Source organism: Kitasatospora cineracea (genome assembly GCF_003751605.1).
Classification (GTDB): Bacteria; Actinomycetota; Actinomycetes; order Streptomycetales; family Streptomycetaceae; genus Kitasatospora; species Kitasatospora cineracea.
In genome coordinates this window covers 433,663-454,091 of record NZ_RJVJ01000001.1, presented here as the reverse complement: position 1 = coordinate 454,091, position 20,429 = coordinate 433,663, and the positions used below count along the sequence as shown (strand labels likewise).

The following is a 20,429-nucleotide window of genomic DNA, read 5'->3' as shown; positions in this document are numbered from 1 at the left end:
GGGCCCCGGCCTGTACAGGGACCATGATCCCACCGTAGCCCTCGCGGGCGGGCCGAAGCCGACCGGGAACTGCCGGGAACTGACGGAGGACAGCTCGTGTTCGTGGTGATCGTGATCGCGATGGCCCTGGTGGTCGGCGGCGCCGCAGTGGTGGCGCTCGGCGGTGGCGGAACGCTGCCCGAGGCCGAGCACGACCGGCTCGCCGTGCGCCTCCCGCAGGACCGCGCGCTCAACCGCACCGACGTCGACGAACTCCGCCTCCCGATGGCCCTGCGCGGCTACCGGATGGACGAGGTCGACGACCTGCTCGACCGCCTCGGCGCCGAACTCTCCCTCCGCGACGCGCGGATCGCCGAACTCGAGGCCGTCGGCGCGGTCCGCGGCTCGGTGGCCGCCACCGAGGGCGCGACCGGCGAACCGCTGCCCGGGCTGGAGTCCTTCACCGCCGTCCTGGAGAAGGCGCCGCAGGGCCCGGCGACCGGCGAGGTCACCGCGGACGCGGAGGGCGGCGTCACCGAGGCCACCGACCTGGTCGCGGACGAGGACACCGCGGCGGGCCCGGCCGCCGCCGAGCGGAAGGGCGACCGGGCGTGACCGGTGCGGTCCTCGGGGCCGACGGGCTGCGGCGCTGCGGCTGGGGGGACTCGGCCGAGGACTACCGGGCCTACCACGACACCGAATGGGGCCGCCCGGTCCACGGCGACCGGGCCCTGTTCGAACGGATCACCCTGGAGGCGTTCCAGTCCGGGCTGTCCTGGATCACCATCCTGCGCCGCCGCGAGGGCTTCCGGACGGCCTTCCGGGGCTTCGACCCGGCGGCGGTCGCCGAGTTCGACGACACCGACGTCGAACGGCTGCTCGCCGACACCGGGATCATCCGCAACCGCGCCAAGATCCTGGCCACCGTGGCCAACGCGAAGGCGGCCCGGGCGCTGGCCGGCGGCGAACTCGACACCCTGGTCTGGAGCCACGCCGGCGACCCCGCCCGCCCCGCCCCCCGCACCCTCGCGGACGTGCCCGCGGTGACCCCCGGGTCGACGGCGCTGGCGAAGGACCTCAAACGGGCCGGCTTCCGCTTCGTCGGGCCGACCACCGCGTACGCGCTGATGCAGGCCTGCGGACTGGTGAACGACCACCTCGCCGACTGCCACGCCCGGTAGCCCAGCGGCCGCCCGGCCGCCCGTGGACCTTGTCCGCCTGCCCCTTCCGCCGCGCGCAGTCCCCCGCGCCCCTGACGGGGCGGGGGAGCAGGCGCCCGGGGCGGGCTAGCGGCCGGTGAAGGCGGGCTTCTCCTTGGCGAGGAAGGCGTCGACGGCGATGGCGTGGTCCGCGCTGTTGCCGGCGAGGGTCTGGAGTTCGTCCTCCTTGTCGAGGAGTTCGTCGAGGGAGCGCGAGGCGCCGTAGGCGAGGGAGGCCTTGATCGCGCCGTAGGCGACGGTGGGGCCGCCTGCCAAGGTGAGGGCGAACTCGCGCGCGGCGGCGGCGAGTTCGGCGGCCGGGAGGACGCGGGTGGCGAGGCCGAGGGTGAGGGCCTCGTCGGCGCGGACGGTGCGGGGCAGCATCAGGAGCTCGGTGGCCCTCGCGTGGCCGACCAGCCGGGGGAGGGTCCAGGAGGCGCCGGAGTCGGCGGTGAGGGCGACGCCCGCGAATGAGGTGTTGAAGCCCGCGGTGTCGGCGAGCAGCCGGAAGTCGCAGGCGAAGGCGAGCGAGGCCCCGGCGCCGGCGGCGATGCCGTTGACGGCGGCGACGGTGGGCTTGCGCATCCCGGCCAGGGCGCGGACCAGCGGGTTGTAGTGCTCGCCGACGGTGCGCAGCGCGCCCTCGCCGGTCTCGCGCTGGCGCTGGAGCAGGCCGACGTGCTCCTTGAGGTCCTGGCCGACGCAGAAGGCCTTGTCTCCGGCGCCGGTGAGCAGCACGGCCCGGACGTCGGGGTCGGTGGCGGCGGTGGTGACGGCGTCCCGGAGGGCGATCTTGGTGGGGACGTCGAGGGCGTTCATGGCGGCGGCGCGGTCGATGGTGAGGACGGCGAGGGCGCCGTCGCGCTCGTAGCGGACGGTGTCGGACATGGGTGAGGGCTCCCCGGGTCGCGGTGGCTGTCGTGGGCCAGCATGCCGGTTCGCGGCCGGGCGGGGGAGTGTGAGGTGCCGCACCTCCGGAGGGCGTGTCGGAGTGCGGCGCGATGCGGCTTTCGGCAGGTAATCAGCGCTTTTCTGCTGGTTGGCGAGGGTTGGCGCAGAGAGTGATGTTGGTCATCCAGCGGTTGCATGCGGGATAATGGCTTCCGATCAATGCGTTCGATACCGGCGGTGGACGGACTGTCCGGTGCGTACCTGAACGGTTGCAGGAAGGGGAACGAGCATGGCGGCCATGAAGCCGCGGACGGGTGACGGCCCGCTGGAGGTCACCAAAGAGGGGCGGGGCATCATCATGCGAGTTCCGCTCGAAGGGGGCGGGCGCCTGGTGGTGGAGCTGACGCCGGACGAGGCGGACGCTCTGGGCGAGGCCCTCAAGAAGGCCTGCGGCTGATCTGCAGGTGGTGACCCCGCACCTCCCCGGCGATCGGCGAGGTGCTCGACGGGCCCGGCTCCCCGCTGCGGGGGGCCGGGCCCGTCCCGCGTGTCCGGCCCCGGACGGTCAGCGCTTGACGGCGCAGAGCAGCCCGTCCGAGACCGGGAGCAGGGCGGGCAGCAGGGTGTCGCTCTCCCGGATGTCGGCGACCAGGTCGCGCACGGCCCGGGTCTGCGGGTCGTCGGCCTCCGGCTCGGCGAGCCGGCCCTCCTGGAAGACGCCCTCGAAGCAGACCACGCCGCGCGGCCGCAGCAGCCGCACCGCCTCGGTGAGGTGGAAGCCGGAGTCGGCCGGGTCGCCGTCGCAGAACACCAGGTCGTACTGGCCGTCGGCGAGCCGGGGCAGCACGTCCCGGGCCCGGCCGGGGATGCAGCGGGCCCGGTTGCCGGCGAACCCGGCGGCCCGGTACGCCTCGCGGGCGTACTGCTGGCGGACCGGCTCGGCGTCGACGGTGGTGAGCACCCCGTCGGGGCGCATGCCGCGCAGCAGGTAGACGCCGGAGACGCCGGTGCCGGTGCCGATCTCGACCACCGCCTTGGCGTCCAGCGCGGCGGCCAGCAGCCGCAGCGCGGCGCCGCCGCTGGGGCCGATCGCGCGTATGCCGGTGCGGGCCGACTGGGCCCGGGCGTAGGTCAGCACCGCGTCCTCGCCGACGTAGGTGTCGGCGAGGGCCGCTCGCTGGGGCCCGAACTCGGTGATGGCTGCCTCTTCCGGAGCGCCGGTGCCGACCCAAGTCGACAAATTCCAGCGACAGACTACTGGCCGCCCGGGAACCGCGTTCGACGGCTGGCCGTTGAACTGCTACGGGCGGCCGGACCGTCCGGGGCGGTCGCTGTTCGACGGCTCTTATCCGGGCTTGACGGGTGAGGTGGATATGGTGGTGGCTCTGCTGGGCAGAAGAGCCGACCGAGGAGGTGTGGCCGAGGGCGACGTCCCTGTGCAGCGGCACCCCCGCGGCCTCACGTCGATCCGTACGCCGAAGCCCGTGATGAACCAGTCTGTGCAATCCCCCCTGGACAAGTCGACCGCAGCCGACGACTCGGTGGCCGGGGCCGCCGGCACGCTCGCGTCCTTCGCGGAGGGGCCCGACGCGCAGAGCTGGACGCCGCCCAGCTGGGAAGAGATCGTCGAGGCGCACAGCGCCCGGGTCTACCGCCTGGCCTACCGGCTGACGGGCAACCAGCACGACGCCGAGGACCTCACCCAGGAGGTCTTCGTCCGGGTGTTCCGCTCGCTGTCCACGTACACCCCCGGCACCTTCGAGGGCTGGCTGCACCGGATCACCACCAACCTGTTCCTGGACATGGTCCGCCGCCGCCAGCGGATCCGCTTCGACGCCCTCGCCGAGGACGCGGCGGAGCGCCTGGCCAGCCGCGAGCCCAGCCCCGCCCAGCACTTCAGCGACACCCACTTCGACGCGGACGTCCAGCAGGCGCTGGACACCCTCGCCCCGGAGTTCCGGGCCGCCGTGGTGCTCTGCGACATCGAGGGCCTCTCCTACGAGGAGATCGCCGCCACCCTCGGGGTGAAGCTCGGCACCGTCCGCAGCCGGATCCACCGCGGCCGCTCGCACCTGCGCGCGGCCCTCAAGCACCGGGCGCCGAACGCCGCCGCGGGCCGTTCGCGCCGGGGCGGTTCCGCCGAGCCCGTGCCGGTCGGCGCCGAACAGGCCGTCAGCGACCGGAGGGGGTCATGAGCGATCGCGCCCCCGAGCGCGCGGACACCACCGGCCGCCCGCGCTGGGCGCCGCTGCGCCGCGCCGAGCAGGCGGCGGCGGGGCCCGAGCTGCGTCCGCTGGCGGTCCGTCCGGTCGAACCGGCCGCCGAGGAGCACCACCTGGGCGACCGGCTGTCCGGGTACCTGGACGGCGAGTTGGGCCACGACGCCCGCGAGCGGGTCCAGGCCCACCTGGCGACCTGCCCGGACTGCCTGGCCGAGGCCGAGCAGGCCCGGTCGGTCAAGCGCGCGCTGAGCGAGTCCGCCCCGCCCGGCCCGTCCTCGGCCCTGATGGCCCGGCTGCTGGCCGTCGCCGCGCTGCCCGAGGACGAGCCCGGCCAGGACGGCCCGCCGGGCCCCGGCGGCGTGTTCGGCGCCAGCCGGCTCACCGGCGGCTCGTTCGGCCGCGGATCGGGCTTCGGCGGCGGCGCGCTCGGCGCGGACGCCCCGATACCCGGGATCGACCCGCGGGCCGGCCTGTTCGGCGCCCGCCCGTCCGCCCTGCCGCGCCGCGAACCGGACGCGGACGTCCGCCCGCTGGCCGCCGGCCTCGGCGAGCTGCCGGTCTCCCGGCCGCCCGCGCGCGGGCGCCGGCTGGTGTTCGCCGCCGCCGGGGCGTTCTCGGTCGCCGCGGTCACCCTCGGCGGGGTCGGCGGCGTCACCGCCGGGCAGAGCCCGAGCCGGCAGCCCAGCAGCGTCACCCCCGGTCGGCGGCTCGATCGTCCCGGTCAACGCCCAGCAGCCGGTCAACCCCCCGCAGCAGGTCGACGAGTACCCGCTGCGCGCCCCGGTACCAGCTCAGTCCGCCCACGCCCACCGGTGACCCGCGCCAGCTCCTGCGCTAGCCTGCCTTCACCGGCACGCCGTCGACGCCGGTCACCCGGGTGGTCTTTACCACGGTTTCATCCTCCGGGGACCGGGGGAGCGGCCGACCGCGTTTACCCTTGGTTCAGCGTTGTCGGGTGCTGGGAGTTCAGGTGTTCGGAGACATAGGCGGACTGGAGGTCGTGACGATCGTCGTCATGGCCATCGTGATCTTCGGCCCGGACAAGCTCCCCAAGCTGATCCAGGACACGATGGGCTTCATCCGCAAGATCCGCTCCTTCGCGGACAGCGCGAAGGAGGACATCCGGAGCGAACTCGGGCCGGAGTTCCAGAACTTCGACTTCGAGGACCTCAACCCGAAGACCTTCGTCCGCAAGCAGCTGCTCGGCAACGGCGACGACCCGCTGGGCCTCAAGGACCTCAAGGACAGCGTCGACCTCAAGTCCGCGCTGAACGGCGACCCCGCCCCGACGCCCACCGCCTCGGTCGACTTCAGCAAGAGCGCCAGCCCCGGCCCGGCCCTGGCCGCCGGCGAGCGCCCCCCGTTCGACCCCGACGCCACCTGAGGGCACCCCTCCTCCCCGCGACGCCCCGTCCTGCTCCGGCAAGGCGGGGCATCGTCGTCCGCGCCGCTAGGGTGTCACTACCCTCCCCGGACGGCGGACCCGTGGGCTCCGTCACGCCGGGCCGCGCACCGGCCCGGTTCCCCGGACGGGAGGGCCCGGGTGCGCGACCATGGGACGCCCGGGGAGCACAGCTGAGGAGAGGCCCGCAGTGGACGCCACGCACCGTACCGGAGGCACTGCCGCCGCCGCCCGCCGCGCCACCGACCCGCTGGCCGGCTACCACGCCGCCGACTTCCCCTGGTACGGGCTCGACGAGGGCTGGACCGGCCGCCGCTGGCTCGGCCAGGTCGGCACCGGCCAGCGCGGCGCCGACACCGGCGCCCCCGACTACGGCACCCTCGGCCACGGCGACGAACCCGCCCGCGGCCCCGAACCCCGCGACACCCGCCGGTTCGCCGTGGTGGTCACCGTCGCCCGCCGCGAGGTGCGCCGCAGCGCCGACAACACCGGCACCCTCGAAGCGACCTCCGCCTCCTCCGCCGCCTGGCTGGCCGGCTCCGGCCTGCTCGCCGCGACCTGGCCCGGCAACCTCGACCGCACCCTGCGGCAGAACTGGCTCGACCAGCAGTCCGCCCTCGCCTGGGACCTGGCCGACGACCTCGACGGCCCCGCCTGGACCTCGCTCACCCTCCCGGTCAACGGCCTCCCGCAGCCCTTCCGCTACCGCGAGTCCGAACACGGCTGGGTACTGGCCGGCGAGGCCCCCGGCGTGCTGATCGGCGCCTACGGCCGCTCGGTCTCCGCGTACGGCGTCGGCTTCACCGCCGTCACCGACCTGGGCAGCTACGACGGCCGCTGAGGCCGGGCGGAGCCGACCACCCGTGCAGATCTCCTTCGCCACCGCCCCCGGCCACCCCGACCGCCCGAACGAGGACCTCGTCCTGGCCGGCCCCGACACCGTCCTGGTCCTCGACGGCGCGGGCCTGCCCGACGACACCGCGACCGGCTGCGCGCACGGCGTGCCCTGGTTCGTCCGCACCCTCGGCGCCGAACTGCTCCACCGCACCCCGGACGGCGACCGCCCCCTGCCGGACTGCCTGGCCGACGCCCTCGCCGCCACCGCCCGCCGCCACGGCCCCGGCTGCGACCTCGCCCACCCCATGACCCCCACCGCCGCCGTCGCCCTGCTCCGCCGCAACGGCGACGACGCGCAGTGGCTGGTGCTCGCCGACTCCACCGTCCTGCTCGACCTCCCCGACGGCCCGCGCGCCGTCTCCGACCACCGGGTCGGCGAGGTGACGGACCGTCAACTCCGCGACCTCGCCGACCGCCTCGACGGCCTCCCCGCCCCCGACCGCCGCACCCTCCTCACCGCCGCCCAACGCGAGGCCATGAACACCCCCGACGGCTACTGGGTGGCCGGCCCCGACCCCGCCGCCGCCCTGCACGCCCTCACCGGCACCGCCCCCTGGGCCGCCCTGCACGGCGCCGCCCTGCTCACCGACGGCGCCGCCCGCCCCGTCGACGACTTCGCCACCACCGACTGGCCCGGCCTCCTCGCCCTCCTCCGGGACACCGGCCCGCAATCCCTCATCGACCACACCCGCGCCCTGGAACGCACCGACCCCCACCACACCCGCTGGCCCCGCACCAAGACCCACGACGACGCCACCGCCGCCCTGCTCCGCCCCTGAAACGCCGGAACCGGCCCCGGGGCACTCGCCCGGAGCCGGTCGCGGCCGGAAGGACCGTCAGAACTTGTTCAAGTCAGGCCGAATAGCCGCTGACCTGTGGTGATGGGGCGTCACTCGGGCCGGTGGGCCGTCGTGGGGCCGTCAGCCGGTCCGGGGCCGCCGAAGGCGCGGTCGACGGCTTCCTTGGTCCGCTTCTCGCTGCTCGGCATCAGGTGCGTGTAGGTGCGAAGCGTGAAGCCGGGGTCGTGGTGTCCGAGGTAGTCACTCAGGGCCTTGATGCTCTCCCCGGCGTCGAGCAGCACCGAGGCGTAGAAGTGCCGGAGGGCGTGCATGCCGTTCTCCCGGCCGGCGGCGATGCCAGCCGCAGCGAGGGCGGGCCGCCACGACGAGCGGTTGAAGTCGTTGCGGTTCAGGTGGCGCCCCCGAGAGTCGAGGAACAGCAGCGAGGCAGTGACCTGAGGGCCGTCCACGTCCCGCCACGGCAGGGTGATGCTCACCGGCGGATGCGCGGCGATGTGCTCCCGGAGGCTGCGGGCGACGGTCCCCGGGAGGGGGACGGTTCGGGTCTTGCCGCCCTTGGGCAGCGAGAACACCGGCCGGTTCCGGATGAGACGAATCTGCCGGACCACCTGAACGGTGCCTTCGGTGAAGTCCACCGCGTCGACGGCCAGGCCGAACACCTCTCCCTGGCGCAGGCCGCATCCGCCGGCCAGGTCGACCATCGGCCGGTGCGGTTCCGACAGCCCGGCCCGTACGGCCAGGACCTGACCGAGGAGCCACGGAGCGATCCGGCGGGCGTCGAGCTTCGGGGCCCGGACGGATGAGGAGCGGCACGGGTTCACCGGGATCAATCGGTCCTCGACCGCTGCCGTCAGCATCGTGCCCAGGTTCGCGAACACCACCCGCTGAGTCGCCGCCGACAGGCCCAGGCCGTTGAGCTTCACCAGCCACTCGCGAATGTCGGACGGCCGCAGCGAGGCCAGCGGCCGGACGCCGAGGTGCGGTACGACGTGCAGGCGGATGCGCTGCTCGGTGCTGACGTACGACTGCGGGTCCATGGTCAGAGAGGCCAACCACGTTTCGGCGAACTGCTTCACCGTGACTCGGCCCGCGTTCGGGTCGATGTACTGGCCGCGTGCCATGTCGGCTTCGATCTGGGTCAGCCAGTCTTCCGCGCGGCGCTTCTGGCGGTCGGGGAAGCTCTTGGACTTCTCGGTGCCGTCGGGGGCGACGTAGCGGGCGCGGTAGCGCATGCCGGTGCCGTGCCGGTCGGTCTTGGTCTTCTTCGGCTTGCCGTCGGGGCCGGGCTCGGTCTTGAACCAGCGGTCCTGGATGTGCCCGGCCATCAGGCAGCCACCCCCTCGGTGAGGGTCTCGATCCAGGCGTGCACCTTGGCGGGGTCGTAGCGCAAGTGCCGGCCGACGCGGAAGCCGGGCGGGCCGGTGCGCTTGCGCCGCCACTGGTAGACGGTCTCCACCGGGATGCCCAGCAGCGCGGCCAGGTCGACCGGGGTCAGGTAGCGGTCGGGCAGTGCCCCCCTCACAGCCATGCGTCGTTCTCCTCTCGCGCGAGTTGCGCGTGCAGCTCCTGTCGGTCGGTGGTGCGGCGTTCGTTCAGGTCCCGGGCGATCGAGGCGGCGAGCATCGACTCGCCCGGGGAGTTGCCCGCTCCGGCGAAGGCCCAGTGGGCGACGATCAGGGTTTCGGCTTCGGGCAGGTCCTCCAGGTCCGGGAGTCCCTGGGCGAGGAGGCGTTCGCGGAGGTCGGTGCGGGCCTGTTCGGCGCGGTAGTCGGCGCGGACCTGGCGCAGGGCACCGAGAGTGGTCGAGTAGGTAGGGGACTTGGACGAGAAGTGCCCCCGGAAGCCGAGCATGTGCGACCAGTGCGCCAGCAGCCGGTCCGGGTAGTGGCGGTCCAGGTCCCAGCAGCTTTCTATCAACTTCCTTGTGTGGGGTGGGAGTTGGTGCCGGTCGAGTTCGTGGCGTTCCAGGATGCGGCGGTCCACGGTCTCGGTGGTTTCGGCGCTCTTGGTGGCGTACTTGGCGACGTAGGAGGCGACGGCCCGCTCCGAGATCTCCCCGGTGGCGAAGGCCCCGATGGGGCGGACGTCCACCTGGGTGCCCCACTTGAGAATGCGGGCGGGTTGGTCTCCGGCGGCGGCGACGGGGACGCCGGCGCGGCGGGCGGCGGCGCGGATCGCGTCGTCCAGGAGCGCGACGGTGGCCCAGGAGGGCGGGGGCGTCTCGGCGCCGTCGGGTCCGTCGAGGCGGATCACGGCATGGAAGTGGACGGCCCCGCGTCGCTGGTACTCGGCGACCTTGCCGAAGGAGACCTTGGCCCGCTCCCGGAAGTCGCGTTGGGTCAGTCCGGCCATCTTCGCCAGGGTGCGGAACAGGTAGACGGTGAAGCGCCGCCACAGGTCGGGGGCGTGGTTGTTCCACAGCACCGCGTGCCCGTACTCGTAGGTCTCGGGGTCCAGCGGAGTGCCCAGCAGCGGCGAGGCGGCCGGGTGGGCGAAGCCGCAGCGGCAGACGCCCTTGTCCGGCCGGTTGTGCACGGGGCCGAAGCTGGGAGCGGTGAGGGTGGCGAAGACGCGGGGGTGGGTGCGCACGGTGTCCGGGACGCCCTTGGAGTCGTCTCCGGCGAGTCCGGCGCGGATCAGGTGGAAGGTGTCGGCGGAGTAGGTGCGGGCGCAGGCCGGGCAGCGGGAGGCGCGGCGGTTGCCGCACGCGACCTTCAACCGGTGGCCGGGTTCGTGGTCGGTGGAGTAGCGGTGCCACACCGCGCCGGTGGGGGCGTGGGTGAGGGTGCGGAAGCCCTTGAGGTGGATCGGGTTGGCGCAGCCGCCGGTGCGACGGAGCTGTTCGGCGAGCTTAGGCAGGTCGCCCCGGGAAGCGAGGCGGGCCAGGTCCGCGACAGCGAGCCGGTCCGCCCCGTCCGGGAGAGCGCGGGTGGGGGTCACGCGGCTACCACCAACGGGCTTGCCGTGGGGGCCAGTTCGGGGCCGGTGAGGGTGCCGAAGGTCGGGTCGGCGGGGCAGAGGGTGGTGCCGTCGTGGGTGAGGACCCTCAGTCCGTCGGCGCGCACCCAGCGCCAGGCCGGGACGCGGGTCGAGCAGCGGGGGCAGCGGTCGCGGCGGGGTTCGTCCAGCTCGGACCAGGACAGCAGGGCGCTCATGCCGCCACCGCCAGCACGGGCAGCAGGGTCGGGGCGTGGACGGCGCAGGGGCGGAAGAACGGGCCGTCGTCCTCGAACTCCTCCAGCGGGATCGGCACCCAGCCGGTGTGGCCGTCGTTCTCGCCCCACACCGCGATGTGGCACGGGCACCGGCCGTCCTGTCCGTACAGGTGGCCCACGCAGTCGCACGGCACCAGCAGGCCGACCGTGCCAGACAGCGCGCCGTCGGGGTCGGCGACCCGCAGCGTTCCGAAGCAGGCCGGGCACGATTCGGAGACCAGGGAGAGCGAAGCAGGCATGATGGAGCTCCCTTGAAAGAGGGGCGAAGGGGACGGCGCGTCGGCTTGGCGGCATGAGCGCCGTCCCCTGTTTCACGTGCTTGGCGGCTTGATCGGCAATCCGTCTCTCATTCGAGAAAGACGCCTAGATGCAGATGGTCATCCTGGCTAGCCAGGCTGGCCACGTCTCCAAGGTAGAGAACATGGCTAGCCACGTCAACATCCTGACTAGCTTGGCTGTCCATATGTGAGCTTCGGCCCCTATCGTTGAGGCATGCCCTTCGCCCCAGAGCCCCTTGACCCCGACGACGACCGACCGCCCTACGAGCAGGTGGCAAGCAGCCTTGGCGCAGCCATCCGAACGAGGAGGCTCGCGCCGGGGGAGAGGCTGCCGTCGCACAAGGAGCTGACGGAGCTGTTCGGCTTCGCCCGCGCGACGATTCAGCGCGCTCTGCGAGACCTCGAAGATGAAGGCTTGGTGGTCTCCCGCAAGGGAAGCGGCGTGTTCGTCCGGAACCGCACCGAGCGGCCGGCGGGGCTGCGGCCGTACGTCGAGCAGGCGTTCGCGAGTCAGAACGTCACGATCGACTTCGCGGGATTCTCAAGTGAGACGCTGCACGGCGCTCTCCAGGAGCCGTTGGACAAGATCCGCGTCGGCAGGCTGACTCCGGCGAGCATCGTGATCCGGATACTCGTACCTGACATGTCGGTGCCGCAGGCTGCCCCCGTCCGGCGAGAAGACTGCGCTGACGACCCCAGGCTCCGCGAGCGGATGCGCAACATCATGATCGGCTATGCGCGGAGCATCCGTGACTCCGTGGCCGAGCTGAGCCACCTGGGGCTAGTCCCGGAGACCCGGGTCGACGTGCGAGTCCACAGCGGCACCCAGTTCTTCAAGCTGTATGTGATCAACCAGGCGGACGCGTTCTTCGGGTACTACCCGATCAAGCCCAACAAGGTCATGGCTCAGGGCGAAGCGATCGAGATCTACGACCTTGTGGGGAAAGACACGGTGCTGTTCCACCACTCGCTGAACGACGGCGACTCATCCGGCGGAACGCAGCAGGTCGAGCAAGCCCGCATGTGGTTCGAAAGCGTTTGGGAGACCATCGCAAGGGAGTTTGATCTCGATGCCCAGTAACGAGCTGGCCCGAGCGATGGCCCTTCCGGGGCTGCTCTTTGACTTCGATGGCCCCGTCTGCGACGTCTTCGCTGGCCTGCCGGCGCCCCAAGTTGCCCACGAACTCAAAGAGTTGGTCGCGTCGTGCCTACCTTCGGCGAGAGTCGATGTTGAGGCGACAGACGACCCACTCGTTGTGATGAGCGTGGCCTACAAGGCTGGCCCGCAGCTCGGTGCGGAGATTGAACGCGCCCTCATGGCCGCCGAAGTAGCCGCGGTGGCTGTGGCAGGTGACCCCACGCCAGGTGCAGTCCAGTCGCTTCGGGAGGCGCGTGCCGTCGGCCGTCGAGTGGCGGTCGTGAGCAACAACTCGGCGGAGTGCGTCCACGCGTTCTTGGAGCGCCAGGCCATCGGGCACTACGTGGACCACATCGTTGGTCGACCCAGCGGGCAGCCGGACCTGATGAAGCCGGAGCCGTTCTCCCTGCACAAGGCTGCGGATCTTCTAGGGCTCCAAGTCTCAGAGTGCGCCATGATCGGCGACTCCCTGACCGACATTCAGGCGGCCCACGCGGCAGGGACCATCGTGGTCGGCTACGCGAACAAGCCCCGCAAGCGTCAAGCCTTCGTGGAGGCGGGTGCCGACTGCATCGTCGACGGCATGGACGAGATCGCATCAGCCTTGCGCCCGTAGCCCTACGGCGGGAGGAGATCAAGGAGGGTGCAGTAGGGGAGCTGTTACGAGTTTCGCTACTTCATCAAGGCGCGCACAGCGCGCCAGCGCGCGGCCCTGGCCGCTCGCCGACGCTCCTGTCTTCGCCCCGCTCCGGCGGCGCCCCGGCCGCGCCGGCGGACGGACGGCAGAGGAGGGCGGAGCCCAGAACCCCGCCGGGGCTGGGGGCGGGCGGCTCCACGGTTTTACCCACCTGCCAGGACCGGGACCCGCACCGAGCAAGACCGGGGGGCCACTCGGCCAAATTGCGGTCAGGCCCAAAGAGCCCTGACCGAGTCGCAGCAGCTTACGGCCCCCCGATCATGCTCGGACCCAGACCAGACAGGACACCGGCCAAAACCGCTCCACCACCCGCTGACGTCTACTGCCGCCGAGCAGCAGTTTCGATCCTGGCCTAGCTTGAAGCACATGAGGATCTCGCCGAATCAGGCTTGGCGGGCCCGTCATGGAGTTGGCCGAGTTCTTCGGTATGCCCCGTGGATCACGACCGTGACCGCTCTCGCGTGGTTAGGCCGCCGTCGAGGTCGGCCATCAGACGACTGGCAGCCGCGAGAGTTCTTCAGGGAAGAGCTTGACAGGGAGATTGATCTCCAAGAGAAGCGTGCGGACGGGACCGACACGAAGGCGGGCATCCTGCTCGTCCTTGTCGGGATCATCGTGGGCGTCGTCAAGGACACGTCCGATGCCAACGGGCTTCAACAAGCCGCGCAGTGGGTGGGTGCCTTTGGCGGTCTTATCATCGTCGCCTCGCTGTTCATGTCGGCTGCAGCGACGCTCGATGCTGAAGCGCTTCGCGACTACTACGCGAACGATGAGGAAGACACGGTTCGCGACGTTACGTTCGACACGAGGGCGATGCTGCTTGATGGCAACCGGGTGAGGTTGCGGCGCAAGAGCAGGTTGCTAAGGACGGCGCTCGTCGTGCTTGGAGTCGCGGTTGCCCTAATGATTGCGGGTACCGTGGAGAAGTCAGGAGGACACCATGGGCCAACTCAAACGCCGAAGCCAACCAGTACGGCGAGCGCCACGGCCGGACCCTCGCTTGGTGGACAGCCTCACGGGTGACCAGTACGAGATTCGAGCAGACAAAAAGCGGCTCGCGAAGGCGCTGAAGGGCATACGGCGCCTCAGCGCCCCGACCGCCGCCACAGAGGAAGTCGATGCGGCTGCTGGATCGGTGGCGGCAGGCGTCGACAAGTGACGCGTTCAGAGGCGGCCCGGGGAGTCTTCCCGGGCCGCCTCTGGGCCGTGTGAGGTCGACCAGCGCCAACCAACATTGACAACTGGTGACGGCGTTCCTGCTGGTCAGCGAGCCGGAGGGGTCTCCGGCCGCTGGTCGGCAGGGTGGACGATCAGAACTTGTTCTTCGGGGTCAGGCCCAGCGAGAGGCCCGAGAGGCCGCGCTGGCGGCCGGAGAGCTTGCCGGCGATGGTGCGCAGGGCGGCGCCGGCGGGGGACTCGGGGTTGGAGAGGACGACCGGGCGGCCGTCGTCGCCGCCCTCGCGGAGGCGGACGTCGATCGGGATGGAGCCGAGGACGGGGACGGTGGCGCCGACGCTGCGGGTGAGGGCGTCGGCGACGGTCTGGCCGCCGCCGGTGCCGAACACGTCGATCATCTCGTCGCAGTGCGGGCAGGGCATGCCCGACATGTTCTCGATGACGCCGACGATCTTCTGGTGGGTCTGCAGCGCGATGGTGCCGGCCCGCTCGGCGACCTCGGCGGCGGCCATCTGCGGGGTGGTGACGATCAGGATCTCGGCGTTCGGGACGAGCTGCGCGACCGAGATGGCGATGTCGCCGGTACCGGGCGGCAGGTCGAGGAGGAGGACGTCGAGGTCGCCCCAGTAGACGTCGGCGAGGAACTGCTGGAGGGCGCGGTGCAGCATCGGGCCGCGCCACACCACCGGGGCGTTGCCCGGGGTGAACATGCCGATCGAGATGACCTTCACGCCGTTCGCCGACGGCGGCATGATCATGTCCTGGACCTGGGTCGGCCGGCCCTCGACGCCCAGCATCCGGGGCACGCTGTGGCCGTAGATGTCGGCGTCCACCACGGCGACCTTCAGCCCGTCCGCGGCCAGCGCCGCCGCCAGGTTGACCGTCACCGAGGACTTGCCGACGCCGCCCTTGCCGGAGGCCACCGCGTACACCCGGGTCAGGGTGCCGGGCTTGGCGAACGGGATCTCCCGCTCGGGGGCGCCGCCGCGCAGCAGCTGCGACAGCTCGCGGCGCTGCTCCTCGCTCATCACGTCGAGCTCGACGGAGACGGAGGAGACCCCCGGCACCGCGGAGACCGCGTCGGTGACCCGCTGGGTGATCGTCTCGCGCATCGGACAGCCGGAGACGGTGAGGTACACCGCGACCTTCACCGCACCGCCGTCGCCGATCTCGACGGATTTCACCATGCCGATCTCGGTGATCGGACGGTTGATCTCCGGGTCGTGGACGGTCGCCAGGGCTTCCTGGACGGACTGCTCCGTCACCCCGGCCGCCACCTCTGTCTCGTTGGCCATGTGTTGATGGTACGGCGCGGCACCTCGCGTCCCACTCGCTGCGGGCGTGCCGCCGGTCACAACGTGTCGGCGGACTCCCGGCGGTCGTCCAGTTCCTTGAGCAGGGCCTGCAGTTCGGCGCGGACGCCGCCCAGTTCGGAGCTGATGAAGGCGCGGGTGGCGACCTCGCCGAGCCCCTGGCGCAGCGCCGCGACCTCGCGGGTCAGGTACTCGGTGTCGGCGATGTTGCGGTCGCTGCGGGCCCGGTCCTGCTCCATGTTGACCCGGTCCCGGTCGTCCTGGCGGTTCTGCGCGAGCAGGATCAGCGGGGCCGCGTACGAGGCCTGCAGGGAGAGCACCAGGGTGAGGAAGATGAACGGGTAGCCGTCGAAGTGGACGGCCGTCGGCAGCAGGGTGTTCCACACCACCCAGACGATGATCACCACCGTCATCCAGACGATGAACCGCCCGGTGCCCAGGAAGCGCGCGATCCGCTCGGAGAGTTTGCCGAACGCCTCCGGGTCCCAGGCCGGCAGCCGGATCAGCCCGGGGCGGCCGGTGCGCGGCTGGTCCAGCCGGGAGCGCGGGCCGCCGGCCGCGGGCCGCTCCTCGCGGCGGCCGCGCTGCTCCCGGGTCCGCAGTTCGCGCAGCTGCCGCAGTTCGCGCAGCTCGCCCTGGATCCGCTGGCCCGGGGTGCCGTTCTCGTCGCGCCGCTTGCGGTCACCGTCCACTGTGCACCTCGTCCGTCTCCGTTCCGATGCCGTGCGCGGTGCCCTCGCGCCAGTCCTCGGGCAGCAGGTGGTCCAGCACGTCGTCCACCGTGACGGCGCCCAGCAGGTGGTCGTCCTCGTCCACCACCGGCGCCGCCACCAGGTTGTACGTGGCCAGGTAGGAGGTGATGAGCGGCAGCGGGGTGTTCGGCGGCAGCGGGTCCAGGTCGTCGTCGACCAGCGAGCCGACCAGGGTGTACGGGGGTTCGCGCAGCAGCCGCTGGAAGTGCACGGTGCCCAGGTACGTCCCGGTCGGGGTCTCGTTCGGCGGGCGGCACACGTACACCTGGGCGGCCAGCGCCGGCTTGGTGTCGGCGACCCGGACCCGGGCCAGCGCCTCGGCGACCGAGGCGTCCGGCTCCAGCACGATCGGCTCGGTGGTCATCAGCCCGCCCGCGGTGTCCTCCTCGTAGGAGAGCAGGCGGCGCATCTCCTCGGCCTCGGCCGGTTCCATCAGCCGCAGCAGGCGTTCGGCGTCGGCCTCCGGCAGTTCGGAGAGCAGGTCGGCGGCGTCGTCCGGGTCCATGGTCTCCAGGATGTCGGCGGCGCGTTCCTCCTGGAGCTTGCCGATGATCTCCACCTGGTCGTCCTCCGGCAGCTCCTCCAGGACGTCGGCCAGCCGGTCGTCGTCGAGGGCCGCGGCGACCTCGGCCCGGCGCTTCGCCGACAGGTGGTGCATGACGTTGGCCAGGTCGGCCGGCCGGAGCTGTTCGAAGGTGGCCAGCAGGTTGGCCGCGCCCTGGCCCTCCTCGGTCAGCGAGAACCCGGTCACCGCCGACCAGTCGAGCAGCAGTTGCTCGCCCTTCGCCTTCCGGAGCCGGCTCGGGCGTCCGACCTGCACGAACACCTTGTCGATCTCCCACTCGCGCAGCCGGGTCTGCACCATCGCCACGTCCAGGACGGTCACCTCGGCGGCGGTCTTGGTCCGGGTCACGGTGCGGTCCAGCAGTTCGGCCAGCACCAGCGTCTCGGACGGGCGCTGTTCGAACCGGCGCATGTTCAGCAGCCCGGTGGACAGCACCTGGCCGGACTCCAGGCTGGTCACCCTGGTCATCGGCAGGAAGATCCGCCGCCGCCCGATCACCTCCACCACCAGCCCGAGCACCCGCGGCGGGCGCCCGCCCAGCCGCAGCGAGACCACGACGTCCCGGACCCGGCCCACCTGGTCCCCGTTCGGGTCGAACACCGCGACCCCGGAGAGGTGGGAGATGAAGACCCGCCCGCCAGGCCCCGCCATACGAGACTCCCTCCGGGAAACGGACACAACCCCCCAAATCTAGCCGCAGCGGGGGAGGGTGACGCGTCGGCACGAGCAGGTGGGCGCGAAGCCGCAGGGCGGGGGACGCGGGACGGCGCCCCGGCGCCGCGTCGGCGTCAGCGCTTGCGCTTCTTGAGGAGCAGCCTGGGCAGCCCCGCCGGGGCCGGCTGCCGGGTGGTCGCGGCGGTGGGCAGGGGCGCGGCGGCGAGGGCGTCGTCGGGGAGCGGGGCGAGCGGGCCGTCGGCGGGGGTGAGGCGCAGGACGTGGCACTCGCGGGCCCAGCGCTCGCCGATGGTGTCGGTGTCGGGGGCGTTGAGGCGCTTGCCCTTGAGCTCCTCGACGGCGCCGTCCCAGGCGGGGGTGCCGGGTTCGAGGCGGGTGACGGCGGCGGTGAGGGCGGCCAGCCTGCCCCACTTGTCCTTGCTGCGCAGCGTGACCGTGGCGGAGGAGCCGGCGGCGAGCCCGTGCAGGGGCTGCTCGGAGCCGTCGCCGACCACGACGATCGCGCCGTCGTGCCAGGCGTGCCAGAGCGGGCGGGCGTGCGGCTGGCCGGCGGCCCGGACCCAGAGCAGGCCGGACTTCTTGGCGGCTTCCTCCACCAGGGCCCGGTCGAGGAAGTCCGTCGGGCTCGCGGTCGTCGTACGCTCCATGCCGCACAGCGTACGGCCTGGGGTGTCCGCGGCCGGTCCCATCCCCCGGACGACAGTGCCGTAACTGCCGGACAGCCCTTACCGTATAGGCCGTCCACCCCACTGCCCGAAGGAGCGCCGTGACCGCCGTCAGCACCACCGCCCCCGCCGCACCCCCGGCGCTCGGGGAACGACGGCACCTGCCGCGCACCGACCTGCTGCTGCTGGCGGTGTCGATCGCGGGCATCTCGCTGTCCGCGCCGCTGATCAGCGCGACGGCCGCGCCCGCGCTGGCGATCGCGTTCTGGCGCAACGGCATGTCGGTGGCGGTGCTCGGCCCGTACGCGCTGTGGCGGCACCGGGCCGAGCTGCGCGGCATCCCGCGGCGGGCGCTGCTGCTGGCGGTGGCGGCGGGCGTGCTGCTGGCGCTGCACTTCGCGCTGTGGATGCCCAGCCTGCGGATGACCTCGGTGGCCTCGGCGACCGCGCTGGTGACCACCACCCCGCTGTGGACGATCCTGCTGATGCGGCTGTTCGGGGTGCGGGCGCCGCGGCTGGTGTGGCTGGGCACGGGCCTGGCGTTCGCGGGTGTGCTGGTGCTGACCGGCGTCGACCTGGCGGTCTCGACGCGGGCCCTGCTGGGCGACGGCCTGGCGCTGGCGGCGGGCGCGGCGGCGGCCGGGTACATGCTGCTGGGCGCGGAGGTGCGGCGCACCGTGTCGACCACCGCGTACACCCTGGTCTGCTACGCGACCTGCGCCCTCGTGCTGCTGGCCCTCTGCCTGCTGACCGGCGTCCGGATGGGCGGCTGGTCGGCGGGCGCGTGGTGGCAGATCTTCCTGCTGATGGTGGCGGCGCAGCTGCTCGGGCACTCGCTGAGCAACCGGGTGGTGCGCACCCTGGGCCCGTCGATCACCTCGACGGCGATCCTGCTGGAGACCCCGGGCGCGGCGCTGATCGCCGCGGTGTGGCTGGGCCAGTGGCCGCCGGCCGCGGCCTACCCGGCGGTGGGGCTGATCCTGCTGGGCCTGGTGCTGGTGGCCCGGGCGGAGCGCCGCTGACGCCCCGCCCGCCCCGGGCCCGGCGCGCGCCCCGCCCGCCCGGGCTCCCCGCCGGGCCGGTCACAGCCAGCCGTTGCGGCGGAAGCCCCGGTACATGCCGACGCAGATCAGCGCGATCGCGCCGAGCACGCTCGGGTAGCCGTACGTCCACTTCAGCTCGGGCATGTTGTCGAAGTTCATCCCGTACACGCCGGTGATCATGGTCGGCACGGCGAAGATCGCGGCCCAGGCGGTGATCTTGCGCATGTCCTCGTTCTGGGCGACCGAGACCTGCGCCAGGTTGGCCTGCAGCAGCGAGTTGAGCAGCTCGTCGAAGCCGTGCACCTGCTCGCTGACCCGGGCCAGGTGGTCGGCGACGTCCCGGAAGTACTTCTGCATGTCGAGGTCGACCAGCCGCGCGGTGGGCTCGGACAGCTGCTGCATCGGCCGCAGCAGCGGGGTCACGGCGCGCTTGAACTCCAGCACCTCGCGCTTGAGTTGGTAGACCCGGCCGACGTCCGCGCCGCGGCCGCCCTTGTTGGCGAACACGTCGTACTCGATCTCGTCGACGTCGTTCTGCAGCCGCTCGGCGACCAGCAGGTAGTTGTCCACCACGTGGTCGGCGATGGCGTGCAGCACGGCGGCCGGGCCCTTGGCGAGCAGGCCGGTGCCCTCGGCGTCGGCCTCCAGGCGGTGCCGCAGGGCGCGCAGCGAGGAGTGCGCGCCGTGCCGGACGGTGATCACGAAGTCCTGGCCGGCGAAGACCATCAGCTCGCCGGTCTCGACCACCTCGCTGGTCGGGGTGAGCTGCTCGTGCTCGACGTAGCGGACGGTCTTGAAGACCGCGAACAGCATGCCGTCGTACCGCTCGACCTTCGGGCGCTGGTGCGCGTGCACCGCGTCCTCGACGGCCAGCGGGTGCAGGCCGAAGCGCTGCGCGATGCCCTCGAACTCGGCCTCGGTGGGCTCGTGCAGCCCGATCCAGCTGAACGAGCCGGGCCCCGTCTGGTGCGCCGCCCTCACCTGCCGGGCCGCCTCGCGCGGGCTGCACGTCTCGCCCGTGCGCTTGCCCTGCTGGTAGACGGCGCAGTCCACCACGGCGGACGGGGTGTCGCCGGGCTTCGACTCGAACGCGTCGCCGACCCGGCGGCGGGCCGGACGGACGACGGCGGCGCGCAGGTTGTTGATCATCGACATGGCGCGGGCTCCCTAGGGCCGGACCGGCGCGCCCCGGGGCGTACCGGGGGAACACGACGGCGGAAAACACCGGTGGACACGCCAGGGCTGAGGAAGTGTCAGAAAGCCGTTCGCTGGGCGGGTTTCGTCGGATCAGCCCCGGGGAAGGTGCTCTCTCGGCCGCGCGCGACGCTGCGGTGGGTCCCGGTCAGCCGCGCTGACGGCGGGCCGGGGTGGGCCGGAGAGAGCTTCCGGTACTGCATGGTCGACTGCTGTCCACCGTGACCACCTCCTCCACGCCGGGGCCCGCGCGGGGGCCGTCGCGGCCCTGGTTCGCATCCACAAGGCCGACCGCTCACATTAACAGCTCTTCCCGGCGCCGTGCCCC

The 20,429-nt window shown here is 72.5% G+C and carries 25 protein-coding genes; 13 read left to right on the top strand and 12 right to left on the bottom strand.

Annotated elements, in window-relative coordinates:
- Positions 1-96 precede the first annotated feature (96 nt).
- Both EDD39_RS01980 and EDD39_RS01975 read left to right on the top strand, forming a co-directional pair.
- Entirely contained in the window at positions 97-594 is a 498-nt protein-coding gene (locus EDD39_RS01980; protein WP_162869917.1) for a DivIVA domain-containing protein, read from the top strand.
- Positions 591-1,160 (top strand): DNA-3-methyladenine glycosylase I, encoded by a 570-nt coding sequence (locus EDD39_RS01975; RefSeq protein ID WP_123553080.1) that lies wholly within the window; start codon positions 591-593, stop codon positions 1,158-1,160. The genes EDD39_RS01980 and EDD39_RS01975 overlap by 4 nt, the downstream gene beginning before the upstream one ends.
- A 105-nt stretch (positions 1,161-1,265) precedes the next feature.
- On the opposite strand, the gene EDD39_RS01970 is transcribed toward EDD39_RS01975, so the two are convergent.
- A complete protein-coding gene (locus tag EDD39_RS01970; RefSeq protein WP_123553079.1) occupies positions 1,266-2,066 on the bottom strand; it encodes an enoyl-CoA hydratase/isomerase family protein in 801 nt (266 codons plus the stop codon).
- A gap of 292 nt (positions 2,067-2,358) precedes the next feature.
- Between EDD39_RS01970 and EDD39_RS01965 the strand changes: the two genes are divergently transcribed.
- Positions 2,359-2,526 carry a DUF3117 domain-containing protein gene (locus tag EDD39_RS01965; RefSeq protein ID WP_014137929.1) on the top strand — a complete coding sequence of 56 codons (168 nt, stop codon included), beginning with the start codon at positions 2,359-2,361 and terminating at the stop codon, positions 2,524-2,526.
- A 108-nt stretch (positions 2,527-2,634) separates the two neighbouring features.
- Here EDD39_RS01965 and EDD39_RS01960 read toward each other — a convergent pair whose 3' ends face one another.
- Positions 2,635-3,309, bottom strand: coding sequence for an O-methyltransferase (locus tag EDD39_RS01960; RefSeq protein WP_369794946.1), 675 nt, complete (start codon positions 3,307-3,309; stop codon positions 2,635-2,637).
- Between the two features lie 133 nt (positions 3,310-3,442).
- Between EDD39_RS01960 and sigE the strand changes: the two genes are divergently transcribed.
- From sigE to EDD39_RS01935, 5 genes are all read left to right on the top strand, one after another.
- Positions 3,443-4,264 carry an RNA polymerase sigma factor SigE gene (gene sigE / locus EDD39_RS01955; protein WP_123553078.1) on the top strand — a complete coding sequence of 274 codons (822 nt, stop codon included), beginning with the start codon at positions 3,443-3,445 and terminating at the stop codon, positions 4,262-4,264.
- Positions 4,261-5,277, top strand: coding sequence for a zf-HC2 domain-containing protein (locus EDD39_RS01950; RefSeq protein ID WP_123553077.1), 1,017 nt, complete (start codon positions 4,261-4,263; stop codon positions 5,275-5,277). The genes sigE and EDD39_RS01950 overlap by 4 nt, the downstream gene beginning before the upstream one ends.
- Positions 5,262-5,675 carry a sec-independent translocase gene (locus tag EDD39_RS01945; protein WP_123553076.1) on the top strand — a complete coding sequence of 138 codons (414 nt, stop codon included), beginning with the start codon at positions 5,262-5,264 and terminating at the stop codon, positions 5,673-5,675. Before EDD39_RS01950 ends, EDD39_RS01945 begins: the two co-directional genes overlap by 16 nt.
- Positions 5,676-5,844: 169 nt before the next feature.
- Positions 5,845-6,534, top strand: coding sequence for a hypothetical protein (locus EDD39_RS40190; RefSeq protein ID WP_107066530.1), 690 nt, complete (start codon positions 5,845-5,847; stop codon positions 6,532-6,534).
- A 22-nt stretch (positions 6,535-6,556) separates the two neighbouring features.
- Entirely contained in the window at positions 6,557-7,369 is an 813-nt protein-coding gene (locus EDD39_RS01935) for an integrase (protein ID WP_123553075.1), read from the top strand.
- Between the two features lie 110 nt (positions 7,370-7,479).
- On the opposite strand, the gene EDD39_RS01930 is transcribed toward EDD39_RS01935, so the two are convergent.
- Genes EDD39_RS01930 through EDD39_RS01910 form a run of 5 tightly spaced genes read right to left on the bottom strand, consistent with a single transcriptional unit; the run spans position 7,480 to position 10,844 of the window.
- Positions 7,480-8,715: a tyrosine-type recombinase/integrase gene (locus tag EDD39_RS01930; protein ID WP_123553074.1), complete on the bottom strand. Its 1,236-nt coding sequence runs from the start codon at positions 8,713-8,715 to the stop codon at positions 7,480-7,482.
- Entirely contained in the window at positions 8,715-8,918 is a 204-nt protein-coding gene (locus tag EDD39_RS01925; RefSeq protein ID WP_123553073.1) for a helix-turn-helix transcriptional regulator, read from the bottom strand. The genes EDD39_RS01930 and EDD39_RS01925 overlap by 1 nt, the downstream gene beginning before the upstream one ends.
- Complete coding sequence (repSA, locus tag EDD39_RS01920) at positions 8,909-10,330, bottom strand: replication initiator protein RepSA (RefSeq protein WP_123553072.1); 1,422 nt, start codon at positions 10,328-10,330, stop codon at positions 8,909-8,911. The genes EDD39_RS01925 and repSA overlap by 10 nt, the downstream gene beginning before the upstream one ends.
- Positions 10,327-10,545, bottom strand: coding sequence for a hypothetical protein (locus EDD39_RS01915; protein WP_123553071.1), 219 nt, complete (start codon positions 10,543-10,545; stop codon positions 10,327-10,329). Before EDD39_RS01915 ends, repSA begins: the two co-directional genes overlap by 4 nt.
- Complete coding sequence (locus EDD39_RS01910; protein WP_123553070.1) at positions 10,542-10,844, bottom strand: hypothetical protein; 303 nt, start codon at positions 10,842-10,844, stop codon at positions 10,542-10,544. Before EDD39_RS01910 ends, EDD39_RS01915 begins: the two co-directional genes overlap by 4 nt.
- 253 nt (positions 10,845-11,097) lie before the next feature.
- Between EDD39_RS01910 and EDD39_RS01905 the strand changes: the two genes are divergently transcribed.
- From EDD39_RS01905 to EDD39_RS39210, 4 genes are all read left to right on the top strand, one after another.
- Entirely contained in the window at positions 11,098-11,964 is an 867-nt protein-coding gene (locus EDD39_RS01905) for a winged helix-turn-helix domain-containing protein (RefSeq protein ID WP_123553069.1), read from the top strand.
- The gene (locus tag EDD39_RS01900) at positions 11,954-12,637 is read left to right on the top strand and encodes an HAD family hydrolase (RefSeq protein WP_123553068.1); all 684 of its coding nucleotides are present in this window, start codon (positions 11,954-11,956) and stop codon (positions 12,635-12,637) included. The genes EDD39_RS01905 and EDD39_RS01900 overlap by 11 nt, the downstream gene beginning before the upstream one ends.
- A gap of 528 nt (positions 12,638-13,165) precedes the next feature.
- A complete protein-coding gene (locus EDD39_RS01895) occupies positions 13,166-13,741 on the top strand; it encodes a hypothetical protein (protein WP_123553067.1) in 576 nt (191 codons plus the stop codon).
- A complete protein-coding gene (locus EDD39_RS39210) occupies positions 13,722-13,877 on the top strand; it encodes a hypothetical protein (protein WP_162869916.1) in 156 nt (51 codons plus the stop codon). The genes EDD39_RS01895 and EDD39_RS39210 overlap by 20 nt, the downstream gene beginning before the upstream one ends.
- Before the next feature lie 151 nt (positions 13,878-14,028).
- On the opposite strand, the gene EDD39_RS01890 is transcribed toward EDD39_RS39210, so the two are convergent.
- From EDD39_RS01890 to EDD39_RS01875, 4 genes are all read right to left on the bottom strand, one after another.
- Positions 14,029-15,189 (bottom strand): Mrp/NBP35 family ATP-binding protein, encoded by a 1,161-nt coding sequence (locus EDD39_RS01890; protein ID WP_123553066.1) that lies wholly within the window; start codon positions 15,187-15,189, stop codon positions 14,029-14,031.
- A gap of 56 nt (positions 15,190-15,245) precedes the next feature.
- Complete coding sequence (locus EDD39_RS01885; protein WP_244257081.1) at positions 15,246-15,809, bottom strand: DUF1003 domain-containing protein; 564 nt, start codon at positions 15,807-15,809, stop codon at positions 15,246-15,248.
- 79 nt (positions 15,810-15,888) lie between these two features.
- Positions 15,889-17,175, bottom strand: a complete 1,287-nt coding sequence (locus tag EDD39_RS01880; RefSeq protein WP_123553065.1) for a magnesium transporter MgtE N-terminal domain-containing protein — start codon at positions 17,173-17,175, stop codon at positions 15,889-15,891.
- A 137-nt stretch (positions 17,176-17,312) separates the two neighbouring features.
- The gene (locus EDD39_RS01875) at positions 17,313-17,846 is read right to left on the bottom strand and encodes a pyridoxamine 5'-phosphate oxidase family protein (protein WP_123553064.1); all 534 of its coding nucleotides are present in this window, start codon (positions 17,844-17,846) and stop codon (positions 17,313-17,315) included.
- A gap of 119 nt (positions 17,847-17,965) precedes the next feature.
- Between EDD39_RS01875 and EDD39_RS01870 the strand changes: the two genes are divergently transcribed.
- Positions 17,966-18,886 (top strand): DMT family transporter, encoded by a 921-nt coding sequence (locus EDD39_RS01870; RefSeq protein ID WP_123553063.1) that lies wholly within the window; start codon positions 17,966-17,968, stop codon positions 18,884-18,886.
- Positions 18,887-18,946: 60 nt separating this feature from the next.
- Here EDD39_RS01870 and corA read toward each other — a convergent pair whose 3' ends face one another.
- Positions 18,947-20,062 (bottom strand): magnesium/cobalt transporter CorA, encoded by a 1,116-nt coding sequence (gene corA, locus EDD39_RS01865; protein ID WP_123553062.1) that lies wholly within the window; start codon positions 20,060-20,062, stop codon positions 18,947-18,949.
- Positions 20,063-20,429: the final 367 nt, after the last annotated feature.